Below are 13729 nucleotides of genomic sequence, written 5' to 3'. Positions count from 1 at the left end.
TTCAGCGATGGCGACAAACCGGAGTGACAACCACGTGAACGCCCCCACGGATTTCCAAACCGACGCCCGTCTCCGATCCGACATGCAACCGTGCGACCAAGTACAGACCGGCAACCGAGTCAGTCGCCGCCGAGTCAGCCGACGACGCGTCAACAGAAGACCAGGGCATCCTCGACGCGGTGCGGCGATGGTCGAGTTCGCGATCGTCGCTCCGCTGTTGTTTTTCTTTTTCTTCGCGGCCTTTGAATTCTGTCGCGTCTCGATGATTCGACACACCGTCGACAACGCCGTGTACGAAGGGTGTCGCAAAGCGATCGTCCCCGGGGGCACCGCGTCGGACGCGCGGGCGGCGGCCAACCACGTGCTGGGAACCTTGGGACTGCAGAAGGCCACGGTCAACGTCTCCCCCGCCAAGATCAATAACCAGACGCCCGAATTGACCATGACCATCGAGGTCTCGTTGGACGCCAACACCTTTGTGCCGCCCCAATTCACCGGCGGCCGAAAGATCATCCGAACGCTGACGATGAAGCGGGAAACCGCCAATCTGTAGGTCCGACGCAAGCTGGAAGCGTACGCCACGACGCGAACGCAAGGCTGGAAGCTTACGGCACGACGGCAATGAGCTACACTGGTCGCTTCTCCCACTCGCGGTCGCCGGACTGCGAACCGGGATCTCCGCTCCAGTCTTTTCAATGCAGTCCGATGGGAATCCGCTTTTCGTGTCACGGTTGTGCGAAACCGTTGAATATCAAAACCGAGTTAGCGGGCCGTCGTGGACTGTGCCCCGAGTGCGGCACCAAGTTTCGCATCCCACTGACCGACGCTGAGTTCTCGACGCCGATCGCCCCGACCGGCACGCAGGCGGGAAAGGCAGTCACCCCGAACGAACCGTCCGCCACCGCAACCGCACCGCAACCGGCGACGCCCAACACGGCGATCAAGCAAGACGAGGCCCCCCGGCAGCCCGCAGCGGCATCGCCGTCCGCAGCGGCATCGCCGTCGACCGAGGCATCAGCGTCGCCAGCGGACGCACCGCAAACCGATCCGATTCCCGGCGGTCAGCAACCGGCGACCAACCAACCGGCGACCAACCAACCGGCGACCAACCAACCGGCGACCAACCAACCGGCGACCAACCAACCGGCGACCAACCAAGTGGCGACCACCGACGCGGTGAATGCCGAAGCAGTGAACACGGCCGCGGGCAACTCCACGGTCCCATCGGCCGGGGAACCGGATTTGCTGTCCAGCGAATCGACCGCTACCTGGTACGTCCGTCCACCCAGCGGGGGACAATACGGGCCCGCCACCTCGGCGATGTTGAAGGTTTGGATCGACGAGGGACGCGTAGCGAAGACCGCGTTGCTGTGGAAAGACGGCTGGCCGCAGTGGCGTGAAGCGTCCGAGGCGCTGCCCGAAATCGCCGACTCCCTGCCCGGATCGCTGTCACTGGAAACCGCCGAACCGTTCCCCGACGGCCCCGGCGGGTCGAAATTGACGACGCCGATCGCCCATGAAAAGACCAGCCGGATCCATTCTGATTTCGCCGGTGATGCAAAAATCGGTGCCGTCCGGCGAAAACGCTCCTCACGGCGGATCACCTTGGTCGCCATTCTCGCGGCCCTGGTCGTCGGCTTGATCGTCACCCTATTCTTGGTGGCCTCCACCAGTAGTTGACGCGAGAATTGGGTCGGAACCGTGCCCGACGACTTTCGTACTCTTTGCCTGATCGGCTAAAGTGTTCCAAGATTGAGCACTGTCTTCTTCAGCATTGTTTTCTTCAGCACTGTCTTCCCGTCTTCACCTGACCATCGCGGAGTCCCCAAGATGCGAAACCGATATCCAGCCCTTCGCCCCGTCGTCCTGATCGCAGCGTTCCTTTCGTCGGCCGTCTTTGTCACCGGCAGTCCGGCCACTGCCGAAGACGCGGAGAAAGCTCCGGAGTCGGTCAGCGTGTTTGACAAAGCCGAGTTGAAGGTTCCCGCAGAATTCAAACGGACGCAACCGGCTTCCCGGATCGTTCAGCATGAGTTCAAGGTCGGCGAAGGTGACTCGACGGCGCGATTGACGATGATGGCGGCCGGCGGTAGCGTCGACGCCAACATCAAACGCTGGAAAGGTCAGTTTTCCGGCGGCGACGAAGCGGACCAGAAAAGCGAAAAGATGGACATCGGCAAATGGACGGTTCACATCGTCGATGTCAGCGGCGCCTATGCCGAGCGGATGGGCGGTGGTCCGTTCGCCGGAGGCAAGGTCGTCCAACGCGAGAACTACGCCATGGCCGGCGCCATCTTGATCGAGCCGGAAGGACGCCAATTCTTCATCAAGATGATCGGGCCGGCCGACGTCGTGAAGGCCAACCGTGAAAAGTTTGTGGCGATGGTCAAGTCGATCGGTCAGTGAGACCGAGACATCACTGAATGGGTTTCAAGCACCGCTCTTGAGTTTCTGAGCACGAGGCAATGATTCGAATATGAATATCCAGAGTTTGCTTGAGCACCACGGGATCATCCGCAATCCGTTTGCCGAAGAAGACGCCCAGACGGATCAGGTGTTCAAGGAACACTGCATTGCCAACGCCTACCATCCCGTCTGGGACAAGGTTTACGGCGATCCCGAGGAACCGTCGACCGCGATCGTGTTCGGCCCCAAGGGGTCCGGCAAGACCGCGATGCGGTTGCAGATCCGGCGGCACCTTCAAAAGTTCAATCAAGAACACCCCGCCGAACGGGTCTACACGATTGCCTACGACGACTTCAATCCGTTCCTGGATCATTTCAGTGAACGATTGAGCCGACGCACCAATCGCAAGCCCGAACGTGTGCTCAAAGAATGGAAGCTGTGGGACCACATGGATTCGATTCTGTGTCTGGGCGTCACCAAGCTGGTCGATCAGATCTTGAAAGCCGACCACGTCGAAGACGGGATCGATCGCCAAGCACTCTCAAAGCTGGACCGAACGGCGTCGCGTGACTTGCTGTTGTTGGCCGCCTGTTACGACCAATCCAGCGACGGTTCTTTCGTCGATCGTTGGAATGACCTGCGACGCCACCTCGGTTACAACAACGTGGTGGCAAAAATCAGCTGCTGGTTCGCCTGCGTCTGGAGCGTGATCGTCGCCTGCGGATTCGTTTACCTGATGTTCACCTCATCCGGTGGCGGGGATGCCGCTGCGGCTGAAGGCGGCGAAGTCGCGGCGACCAAAACCGTTTGGGATTACCTCTGGTTGGCGCCCCTGTTGATGTTGATCGGGTCGGCACCCTACCTGCTGCGTCTGCTGAAAACGTGGTGGGCGGCGTTTCGGATTCGTCGACACATGCGAGTCGGGAAACGGGAAATCGGCACCACGCGCAAGCTGCTGCATTGGATTCCCACCAAGGAGTTGGCCAGTCAACCGTTGCCGCGTTACGACCGGACCGACGACCGCTACGAATTGCTGAACAAGTTTCAGTCGGTGATCGATCGACTCGGCTATTCCGGCATGATCGTGCTGATGGACCGCGTCGACGAACCCCACATGACCGGGGGCAAGACCGAGCTGATGCGTCTGTTCGTTTGGCCGCTGTTGGACAACAAGCTACTCAAGCATCCCGGGATCGGATTCAAATTGATGCTGCCCCAGGATTTGCACCGAGACATGGAACGCGAGTCACGTGACTTCCATGAGCGCGCCCGACTGGACAAGCAAAACGTGATTCCGTCGTTTCAATGGACCGGCGAATCCCTCTACGATCTGGCGCGGGCCCGGATGATGGCCTGTGCGGCACCTGGGCAATCGCCCGAGCCGAAGGACCTGTTTGCGGATCTGGATTACGCACGGATCATCTCCGCATTCAACTCACTGCGCGTGCCCCGGCATCTGTTTCGATTCCTGTATCGGGTCTTGGTCGATCACTGCAATCGATACACCGATTCCAATCCCGAGTACAAGATTCGCTCGGAGACGTTCGAAACCGTCCTGGCCGTCTACAGTCGTGAAGTCGACTCCAACACGCTGTGAGCGATCCAGTGCAGCGTCCGGTCCACGATCCGGCGCATGGCTCGGGCGGACCGGCCGCGGCGACGTGGCAAAGCAAAGCCGCCATGATTGTGCCGCTGCTGGTGTTCTTTGTCTTGGCCGCAGCGATCGACACCAGCCCGGTCCGCGACGGCGAAACCATCAACGCCCAGGCGTACTTGATTTCCGTCATCGCTCGGGTCGTGGCGATGTCGGCGATGATGCTTTGGTTCGGCAAAGAGATCGTCCGCCAGTTTCCGTTGGCGATCGATCGCTGGGGATGGATCGTCGGCATCGTCGGCGCGGCGGTTTGGATCGGCGTCTGTTCGCTCGATCTGGAACGCCAACTCATCCAGGCCGTGGGACTATCGGACGATTGGTTGCCCCAACGCGAAGGGGTCAATCCGTTTGCGACGTATCAACCGGGATTCGAGCTGATCGGTTTTCTGATGGTGCGATTCACCTTGCTGGCGGTTTGCGTCCCGATCGCGGAAGAATTGTTTTTGCGTGGGTTTGTGATGCGGGCCTTCGAAGCGGAAAACTGGCCCGCATTGCCGCTGCATGAAATCGGCCGTAACGGTTTGATCGTCGGTACCGTCTACGGAATCGCGACACACCCGGCCGAGTTCATCGCCGCGGCGCTGTGGTTTTCGTTGGTCAGCTGGCTGATGGTGAAAACGGGAAAGTTTTGGAATTGTGTGATCGCACACGGTGTCACAAACTTGATCTTGGGCATCTATGTTTGCCTGACCGGCACCTGGCATCTTTGGTAGTGATCAACGCCATGCACTTGAAGACCCGCGATCGCCAAGACGAATGGATGGACGAACCGGACATCGATTCGACCTTGCACGCCGATGCCTTGCGGGGCCTTTCGCGAGTCAATCGGCTCAGCGGCGCGGTGCGTTCAATTTGGAATCCGATTGCCGAGGTGGCGCGGAAGCGGACCGGGGGTCCGATTCGGGTGCTCGATGTCGCCTCCGGCGGCGGTGACGTCGCCATCGGAATCAAGCAACTGGCCGATCGCAAGGGTTTGTCGATGGACGTCGTCGGCTGCGACATCAGCCAGACCGCGGTGGAATTTGCCGGGGAAAACGCGAAACGCCGGAACGCGGACGTTACGTTTGTCCAGCAAGACGTGCTCGGCCAAAATTTGCCACCGGACTTCGACGTCGTCTATAGTTCATTGTTCCTCCATCACCTCGAATCGACCGATGTGGTTCGTCTGTTGGGTTCGATGCGGTCCGCGGCACGACACCGAGTGGTGATCAGTGACTTATTGCGATCTCAGCTGGGCTACGTGTTGGCCAAGTGGGGCATACGACTGCTGACGACCAGCAAGGTCTGTCACGTCGATGGTCCATTGAGCGTGCGGGCGGCGTTGACGATGCCGGAAGCGATCGAATTGGCATCGCAGGCCGGGTTGACGCCGGTTCGTATCCGGCGGAGATGGCCGGAGCGGTTTTTGATGGTTTACGACATTGAAGCCACCTCGCAATGATCCGACTTCGCAATGATCCAAGAATTGGCCGCGACGACGACCCGACAGCAAGCGTCTCAAGAACGCTGGGACGCGGTGATCGTGGGCGCGGGGATCGCGGGATCGTTGGCCGCGCTGGGGCTGGCCCGACTGGGCCGTAAGGTCTTGCTGATCGAGCGGACGACGTTTCCACGTCACAAGGTTTGCGGCGCCTGCCTCAACGGCGACGCCATCGCCGGACTTCGCAGCGCCGGGGTCTGGGATCCGATCGAAGCACTCGGCGGGCATTGGCTGAGCCAATACAGCATTCGCAGCGGATTGAACCGGGCGAATTTAGAACTCCCCGGCGGACATGCGGTTTCACGATTCGCGATGGACCGCGTGTTGGCCGAGTCCGCGATCGCTGCCGGCGCACAATTTTTAAGCGACACGGCGGTGACGATCGGCAGCGACCCTCCCGACAGTCCGACACGCTCACTGCATGACAACGACGGCCATCGCTATCATGCTTCCGTCTTGATCGCGGCCAACGGTTTGGCCAGCAAGCCGGCTTCGGGTGATCCCGACGACCGGCTGGTCGTACCGGCGGATTCACGCATCGGCTTGGGCGCCCATTGGACGCAATCGGACGACCCGCGAGGCCCGATGCACTTGTCCAGCGGAGTGATCTACATGGCGATCGCGGAAACCGGATACGTCGGCTTGGTGGTCACGGAGAATCAGGTGATCAATCTGGCCGCGGCGGTGGATCGGTCCGCGGTCCAAACATCCGGGCCGGCGGAGGTCTGTCTTCAAATCCTGCGCTCTTGTGGCTGGGATCTGACCAAACAGCTTCAAACGACGCATTTCCGAGGAACGCCCACGCTGACGCGTCGCCGCAAGATCGCGGGGGGGCACCGGCTGTTCTATGTCGGTGATTCGTCCGGTTACGTCGAGCCGTTTACCGGTGAAGGCATGGCGTGGGCGATCCGCGCCGGGTTGGCGGTCGTGCCACGAGTCGATGCCGCAATCGACCGCTGGACGCCGGATCTTCCCCAGCGATGGACCGAGGACTTGAAACAGACGTTGGGAAAACAGCAGTGGCGTTGCCGGATGATTTCCAGGTTGCTCCGCCACCCCGTGCTGGTGCGGCACACCGTCGGTGCCCTGTCTCGATTCCCGCGATTTGGCCGATTTGCCGTCCAGCAGATCCATCGCGACCGTCGACAAGTGCTACAGGAGCTTCACTCCGAAGCGCGCCAGTCGGGGGCAAGTGGGGATGCTGCGTGAGCCGCGGAACCTCTCGATTGGCTGGATTGCCGGCTCTTTTGGCCGTGCCCGGGCCCGCAGGCCATTTTCGGCTTGCCCGTGGTCGTGAATTTGCTAGGCTTTGGGGCTCGCAGTTGGCCGAGCCGAAGCGCCGGCCGAGACATCCATTCACAATTTTCTAACGGCCGATCAAGTCGGCGCAAACTTTTGGAGAACCGACTAGGTGGGTACCAAGAAGACCGGTAAAGGGCGACGAAAAGTAGGACGAAAGAAACGACGCATGCGCAGCAAGATTCGGCATCGCAAGAAGTAGACGCCTGCGGTGATGACAAGTGAACAAACGGCTTCGACCGCCATCGGGGCCGTTTTTTCGTGCGCGGTCGGGTGGTTTCAGGTTTCAGGTTTCAGGTTTCAGATTTCAGATCGCTCCCACTGGGAGAGTTCAGCGTAGCAAAGAGAGGGTTTTCTCTGCTCGGAGGGACGCGACTCTGACCAGCGACGTGAACTCCGCGATTGACCGTTCGACCTCCCCTCGCTTCGCTCGACCGTCCTGCCGGAAGGGTGACTTCACATTTTGCGACACATGTAGACCCCCACGGGCTTGGTCGTGGTCGGCCCGGCTGGCCCTTCCCGGCTGTGATCGGTTTGACTTCAGTTGGGCGTCGGACGCTGCAGCTCCCAACCGGTCTAGACTGATTCCTCGCCCAACCTCGTCTCGACCGGGTGATTGGCGATCTTGTAGGATGCGCGTTGTCGGCGTTGCGATTGCTCGAATCGCGACGCCCCCTTTTTTTCCCTTAGTTACAAGAGACTGGTTCTACCCGGATGGGATTGTACGAACGTGATTACGGCCGCGAGGATGAATCGCCCTGGGATCGGCACATGCGATCACAATCCCAGATGCCCAAGAGCATGACGATCATCTTGGTGATCATCACCGTGGCGGTCTTTCTGGTCGACGTGTTCACGGCCAAAGCGGTCGGGCAAGGCGAAACGGTCAGCCGGTTGATGCCCTGGTTCGGCTGCTGGAAACAAACGCTGTTGCAGCCCTGGATGTGGCACCAGTTCCTGTCCTACGGGTTTCTGCACTCGTTGGAGACGCCGTTTCATGTCGGCTTCAACATGTTCGGTCTGTTCATCTTCGGCCGGTCGGTCGAAGAGCGGATGGGACGCTACGAGTTTCTGCGGGTTTATCTGGTCTCGATGTTTCTCGGCGGCATTGCGGGCTGCCTGACGTACTGGGTGATGGGCGTGCCATCGGGCGTTGTCATCGGTGCCAGCGGCGCGGTCAGCGCCGTGACGATCCTGTTCGCCTGCTACTACCCCCACGCGAACATCCTGTTGATGTTTATTTTTCCCGTCAAAGCTTGGGTGGTCGCCGTTTTCTTTGTGATCAGCAACTTGTTCGGTTCATTGTCGATGCTGTCCGGGCCGGCGGGGCAAGACAGCGGTGGGACGGCCTTCACCGTCCACTTGGCCGGAATCGCATTTGCCTTGGCCTATCACTACCAACGCTGGAATCTGAGCTGGCTGGATGTTTCTAAGTACCGAAATCGCGTGGGCCGATCGGTCAAACGAACCAAGTTAAAACTGCACGACCCCGACGCCAAACTGCGGCGGGAAGAAGACGACGTGGACCGAATCCTGGCCAAGATTCACGCTTCCGGTGAAGCCAGCCTGACGCGGGCCGAGCGACGGACCCTGGAACGACACAGTCGCCGGAAACGCGAGAGCCGCAAGTGAGACCGGTGCGTTGCCGTCGTTTGGTTTCACGATCGGGTCAGGATCTGTCCTGGCGAGATTGATCATGCAGGACGAGTTCCTGAGCTACACACCACCACGTCACCATGAGGGTTCCCGATGAGTTCACCACCCGTTTCGTTCAGGCTCGCTCGTTCCACTCGCACACGCTCAGGCGTGGCACTCGTCGCACTGTTGGGCGGGCTGCTGGGTGGCCTGCTGGTTGCTTCGCCGCTGTCAGCGGCAGACGCTGACAAACCAATTGCCGTCGGTGACAAGGCGCCTGATTTCGAATTGCCGGTCCAAGGCAAAAACGGATTCGTGACGCTCTCGCAGCTCAACGAGCAGGGTCCCGTGGTGGTCGTCGTTCTGCGGGGTTATCCGGGGTACCAGTGTTCGATCTGCAAGCGACAGGTCGGCAACATCATCAATCGAGCCAAGGCACTCGCCGCAGCGTTGGGCGATCAACCGAATCGTGTGCTGCTGGTTTATCCCGGCAACGAATCCAGCGCCGAACTGGATCGACTGGCCACACAATTCATCGGTGGACGCAGGATGCCCGATCCGCTGGTGATGGTCTGCGACCCGGGGATGGAGATGGTCAAATCGTGGGGGCTTCGCTGGGACACACCTCGCGAGACCGCCTATCCGGCGGCGTACGTGATCGGTGCGGGACGCCGCGTCGAGTGGGCCAAGGTCAGCGATTCACACGCCGGTCGCGCCTCGGTCGATGACATCTTGAAGGCGCTCAAGAACCTGTAGTGCCCCGTCAACATTTAGATTGAGGGTGCCGCGGAAAAGGGGTCAGGTACCAAAAATGCGAAGCACCCGACGGGCCATTTGGTTCTTGGTACCTGCCCCTTTTCCGCTTCGCTCGTGTCTGTCATTTCCCGTTCCCTTCCAATCACCCGGCGACCGCCATGCAGGTTCGAAAAGCAGTCATCACAGCTGCGGCCCCCAACCAGAATCGTATTCCAACCCAGCAACTGGTTGACTGCCAGGGGAAAGACAAATCCGCGCTGCAGCTGATCCTTGAAGAGGTCCTGTCCTGCGGCGTCGAAGAGATCTGCCTGGTGATCCGGCCGGGCGATCAACGGTCCTTTGAACAGGCCGCCGGTGATCTGGTCGGCAGTCTGCAATTTGTCGAACAACCCGAGCCGGTCGGATACGCCGACGCGATCTTGCGTGCCAAGGGGTTCGTCGCTGGAGAACCGTTTCTGCACTTGGTCGGCGATCACTTGTATTTGAGCGCGTCGAACCTCTCCTGTGCGAAGCAGTTGGTCAACGTGGCCTCGGAGTTTTCGTGTTCCGTCTCGGCCGTCCAATCCACGCGTGAAAACAACCTGCCCTACTTCGGAATCGTCTCGGGCACCCGCGTGGCGCGAAAGGAGGGTGTTTTTGAAGTCCAACGGGTGGTGGAAAAACCGACTCCGACACGTGCGGAGCAAGAATTGGTCACGCCAGGACTTCGATCGGGTCACTACCTGGGCTTCTTCGGCATGCACGTGCTGACCAACGACGTCATCGCCGCGCTGGAACAAGTCGTCGCGGATCACTCGGTCAGCAAGCCGACGCTGTCCGATGCACTGGACGTGCTCCGTTCGCGGCACAAGTACATGGCCTATGAAGTTCACGGGACGCGCTACAACTTGGGCATTCCCTATGGTTTGCTGATCTCGCAATTGGCGATTGCACTCTCGGGACGCGATCGCGATCGAATCCTGACCGAGTTGGTGGACTTGCTGGCACAGCGCAATGCCGTCGCCGTCGACGGGGGACGGAACGCATGAGCAATCGATTGATTGACATCATTCGGTCGGAAGACGATTCGGTTCGGCACCGTTCCTTGGAATCGGTCGTCGCCGACGCCGACACGCAACAACTGCTCGAGCATTGTCGACAACTGGACGCCTACCGACGGACCGAAGACAACCTTTATTGTCGCGTCCGCGCCTTGTTCTTTCTCTCCTCGATCCACCGCTATCACCTGCCGGATCGACTCGAGCAGGAGCTTACCGATTCGACCGCGCGACGCTGCGACGGATTGATCCCGTTTAGCGGTTATGAGCATCTGCTTTCGCGTCGCTTCGGCGAGGCGATCGATGAATTTCTTCAGACCCAGGAAACGTCCGGCCCCAGCGATGCGATCAGCAGCGCCTTGGCCCAGGCGTATCACCAACTGGGTTTTCAAACGCTGGCCGACCAGGTGCGAAAAAGCGTTCGCACAGTCCGCGGCAATCAATGGATGTTTCGCCTGGGGCACCCGATCGACCATCCGCTGCGGCTGCGGCGTGAATTGCTCGACGGCGATCAACAACACGGTGTGATGCCGTTGCTGTGTGAAACGACCGCAGTCCGCATGGACCTTTCGCACAGCGCCTGGAGCGACATCTTTTTTTTAGGGATGGACTACCCCGAAGGCGCGCGGGTGTTGAACATCTCGGTCGACCTGGGTGTGCGTGGTCGAGACGATCACCCCAGCCCGCCGATTGAAACCTACCTGCGGGTGATCGACGAACCGGTGTTCCGATTGGCCAGCGTCGACTTGGCGGCAACCGCCGATGTGACAACGATCGGCGAGATGTTCGATTTTGCCCGCGATTATTTAGGCTTGTTGAAAGCGGCCGTGATCGCCGCGGGCATCGTTCCGCCGGGGCTGGAAGGCTGTGGTCGACCGATCAGCGAATTGCTGACCCAACTGGTCGGTCCCGGCAAAGGTCTGGAATTGGTCTCCAAGATCAACGACATCCCCAAGGGGTCGCGGTTGGCCGTGTCGACCAACCTGCTCGGCTCGCTGATTTCGATTCTGATGCGTGCGACCGGGCAGATCGAATCACTGACCGGCGGATTGACCGAATCCGAGCGGCGTCTGGTGGCAGCCAGGGCGATTCTGGGTGAATGGATCGGCGGCAGCGGAGGCGGCTGGCAGGATTCCGGTGGGGTCTGGCCGGGCATCAAACTGATTTGTGGCACCGATGCCGGCGAGGGTGATCCGGAGTACGGCGTCAGTCGCGGGCGATTGATGCCGGTCCACGATGTCTTTGATCGCAAACGGGCGACCGAGCAAACCCGTCAGAAATTGCAGGACTCGCTCGTCTTGGTGCACGGCGGCATGGCGCAAAACGTCGGCCCGATCTTGGAAATGGTGACCGAGCGTTACCTGCTGCGCAGCGAAGCGGAATGGATCGCCCGCAGTGAAGCGATGTCGATTCTCGATGAAGTCGTCGCGGCGATCGAGTCGGGCGATATTCGCAAGATCGGCCAAGCCACCACTCGCAATTTCAAAGGCCCGTTGCAGACCATCATTCCCTGGGCGACCAACCGTTTCACCGATCGACTGATCGACGCCTGTCGTGACCAATACGGCGACCAGTTCTGGGGCTTTGTCATGCTGGGCGGCATGTCCGGCGGCGGCATGGGGTTCCTGTTTGATCCGTCGATCAAAGCGAAAGCGAGCGATTGGCTTCAATCCAAGATGATCGAAGTCAAGACACAGTTGCAGACCGCGTTGCCATTCGCCATGGACCCGGTCGTTTATGATTTTTCGATCAACGATCATGGCACCTGGGCAGAACTGCGAACCGGCGGCGATGGGATCATGCCCGACCGCTATTACCAATTGGTCCTGCCCGGACTGCTGCGAACGGCGCCGCGTGATTTGTCACCCAACCGACGGTCGGAGCTGCAGTCGATCGCGCGGCGCTGCGCCGAAGGACAGATCGCGACGACTGCCTCGTCGAAACTGTTGCAAAGCGTCCTCCCCCACGACGAATCCAAGCAGCGATCTGGCGGCTCCTTGCACGAACTGCTGCACGCGATCGGGTTCGACGCCGAACAACACGAACAAATCCGTGCCGATCTAAAAAACGGACGCATCGGATTGGCACAGAACCGGCTCTCGCCCAGCACCACGATTCGCGACGTCGGCCCGGAGCACGTCACCGACGTCCGCCAAGGCTGTGCGGCGAAAGACATTCGGGCAGGGAAACAGGCGATCGCCGACGGACAGGTCGCGGTCGTGACGCTGGCGGCGGGCGTGGGAAGCCGCTGGACCGAAGGCGCCGGCGTCTGCAAGGCACTACACCCCTTCCATCGGTTTGCCGGCCGTCACCGAAGTTTTCTGGAAGTCCACCTGGCAAAGACGCGCGCGACCACACGCGCGTTCGGTGGACCAATCCCACACGTCTTCACGACCAGCTATTTGACCGACGCCCCGATTCGAGAACACCTGCAGCAGAACGATGATTTCGGGTTCGAGTCGGGTGTTGAAGTTTCCACCGGTAAGAGTGTCGGATTGCGAATGGTACCGACCGTCCGCGATCTCCATTTTCTTTGGGAGGAAACGGCCAGCCAGGTCTTGGATCAACAGCAGCAAAAGGTTCGCGAGAGTGTTCGCGCGGCGCTGATGAATTGGGCCAAAGCGACCGGCGAAGCGAGTGACTATACCGACAACGTCCCCAACCAGTGTCTGCATCCGGTCGGTCACTGGTACGAAGTTCCCAACTTGCTGCGAAACGGAATGCTGCATCAATTGTTGCAGGATCAACCGTCGCTTCGCTATCTGCTGCTTCACAACATCGACACGCTCGGTGCAAACGTCGACCCCGGGCTGCTGGGGATGCACATGCGGAGCGGCGCCGAACTCAGTTTCGAAGTCATCCCGCGTCGCTTGGAAGATCGCGGCGGCGGACTGGCGCTGGTCGCCGGCCGGCCCCGATTGGTCGAAGGGCTCGCGATGCCGGACGAACGCGTCGAATTCGATTTATCGTATTACAACTCGATGACGACCTGGATCGATCTCGACAAGTTGCTGCAAACGTTCGGACTGACGCGCGAGGATTTGGTCAATCAAACCAAGGTCGATGCGGCGGTTCGCAAGTTGGCAAAACGATTGCCCACCTACGTCACGCTGAAAGATGTCAAAAAACGTTGGGGCCACGCTCAAGAAGACATCTACCCGGTGGCCCAATTCGAAAAACTGTGGGGCGACATGACAGCGCTGCCGGAAGTGGAGTGTCAGTTCATGGTCGTCCCCAAGCGTCGCGGACAACAGCTCAAGGAACAAGCTCAGCTCGATCCTTGGAAACGCGACGGTTCGGCCGATGCGATCGATTCGCTCTGTGATTGGAGCGACTGAGTCGCCGCCGGGGCGTCAGCTGGCAGGACGATCGTTTTGGGGGGGGGGGTGGGGGGGGGGGGGGGGGGGGGGGGGGGGGGGGGGGGGGGGGGGGGGGGGGGGGGGGGGGGGGGGGGGGGGGGGG

At 60.3% G+C, this 13729-nt stretch carries 11 protein-coding genes; all 11 read left to right on the top strand.

Annotated elements, in window-relative coordinates; all coding sequences use genetic code 11:
- Positions 1-82 precede the first annotated feature (82 nt).
- The 11 genes from ABX749_RS00055 to ABX749_RS00005 all read left to right on the top strand — a co-directional run bounded on the left by ABX749_RS00055 (position 83) and on the right by ABX749_RS00005 (position 13605).
- Positions 83-553 carry a TadE/TadG family type IV pilus assembly protein gene (locus ABX749_RS00055; protein WP_372894217.1) on the top strand — a complete coding sequence of 157 codons (471 nt, stop codon included), beginning with the start codon at positions 83-85 and terminating at the stop codon, positions 551-553.
- 191 nt (positions 554-744) lie between these two features.
- Positions 745-1680, top strand: a complete 936-nt coding sequence (locus ABX749_RS00050; RefSeq protein WP_372894216.1) for a GYF domain-containing protein — start codon at positions 745-747, stop codon at positions 1678-1680.
- 150 nt (positions 1681-1830) lie between these two features.
- Positions 1831-2406, top strand: a complete 576-nt coding sequence (locus ABX749_RS00045; RefSeq protein ID WP_372894215.1) for a hypothetical protein — start codon at positions 1831-1833, stop codon at positions 2404-2406.
- Between the two features lie 70 nt (positions 2407-2476).
- Positions 2477-4003, top strand: coding sequence for a hypothetical protein (locus tag ABX749_RS00040; RefSeq protein WP_372894214.1), 1527 nt, complete (start codon positions 2477-2479; stop codon positions 4001-4003).
- Entirely contained in the window at positions 4000-4773 is a 774-nt protein-coding gene (locus tag ABX749_RS00035) for a type II CAAX prenyl endopeptidase Rce1 family protein (protein ID WP_372894213.1), read from the top strand. Before ABX749_RS00040 ends, ABX749_RS00035 begins: the two co-directional genes overlap by 4 nt.
- 11 nt (positions 4774-4784) lie before the next feature.
- Entirely contained in the window at positions 4785-5501 is a 717-nt protein-coding gene (locus ABX749_RS00030) for a methyltransferase domain-containing protein (RefSeq protein WP_372894212.1), read from the top strand.
- Positions 5502-5513: 12 nt separating this feature from the next.
- Positions 5514-6749 (top strand): NAD(P)/FAD-dependent oxidoreductase, encoded by a 1236-nt coding sequence (locus tag ABX749_RS00025; RefSeq protein ID WP_372894211.1) that lies wholly within the window; start codon positions 5514-5516, stop codon positions 6747-6749.
- Positions 6750-7610: 861 nt separating this feature from the next.
- On the top strand, positions 7611-8471 hold the full coding sequence (locus tag ABX749_RS00020; RefSeq protein WP_372894210.1) for a rhomboid family intramembrane serine protease: 861 nt from the start codon (positions 7611-7613) through the stop codon (positions 8469-8471).
- Positions 8472-8645: 174 nt separating this feature from the next.
- The gene (locus ABX749_RS00015; RefSeq protein WP_372894209.1) at positions 8646-9230 is read left to right on the top strand and encodes a redoxin domain-containing protein; all 585 of its coding nucleotides are present in this window, start codon (positions 8646-8648) and stop codon (positions 9228-9230) included.
- Between the two features lie 158 nt (positions 9231-9388).
- A complete protein-coding gene (locus tag ABX749_RS00010; RefSeq protein ID WP_145211328.1) occupies positions 9389-10258 on the top strand; it encodes a sugar phosphate nucleotidyltransferase in 870 nt (289 codons plus the stop codon).
- Positions 10255-13605 carry a UTP--glucose-1-phosphate uridylyltransferase gene (locus ABX749_RS00005; RefSeq protein ID WP_372894208.1) on the top strand — a complete coding sequence of 1117 codons (3351 nt, stop codon included), beginning with the start codon at positions 10255-10257 and terminating at the stop codon, positions 13603-13605. The genes ABX749_RS00010 and ABX749_RS00005 overlap by 4 nt, the downstream gene beginning before the upstream one ends.
- Positions 13606-13729 lie beyond the last annotated feature (124 nt).

The sequence above is a fragment of the Stieleria sp. genome (assembly GCF_041595215.1).
In the GTDB taxonomy this organism is placed as follows: Bacteria; Planctomycetota; Planctomycetia; order Pirellulales; family Pirellulaceae; genus Stieleria; species Stieleria magnilauensis.
Note: the sequence above shows the minus strand (reverse complement) of the source record. Positions and strands in the feature narration are given on the sequence as shown.

Coding starts and splice junctions, on each gene's coding strand:
- ABX749_RS00055 (WP_372894217.1), top strand. CDS start 83: ATGCAACCGTGCGACCAAGTACAGACCGGCAACCGAGTCAGTCGCCGC.
- ABX749_RS00045 (WP_372894215.1), top strand. CDS start 1,831: ATGCGAAACCGATATCCAGCCCTTCGCCCCGTCGTCCTGATCGCAGCG.
- ABX749_RS00040 (WP_372894214.1), top strand. CDS start 2,477: ATGAATATCCAGAGTTTGCTTGAGCACCACGGGATCATCCGCAATCCG.
- ABX749_RS00030 (WP_372894212.1), top strand. CDS start 4,785: ATGCACTTGAAGACCCGCGATCGCCAAGACGAATGGATGGACGAACCG.
- ABX749_RS00025 (WP_372894211.1), top strand. CDS start 5,514: ATGATCCAAGAATTGGCCGCGACGACGACCCGACAGCAAGCGTCTCAA.
- ABX749_RS00020 (WP_372894210.1), top strand. CDS start 7,611: ATGCGATCACAATCCCAGATGCCCAAGAGCATGACGATCATCTTGGTG.
- ABX749_RS00010 (WP_145211328.1), top strand. CDS start 9,389: ATGCAGGTTCGAAAAGCAGTCATCACAGCTGCGGCCCCCAACCAGAAT.
- ABX749_RS00005 (WP_372894208.1), top strand. CDS start 10,255: ATGAGCAATCGATTGATTGACATCATTCGGTCGGAAGACGATTCGGTT.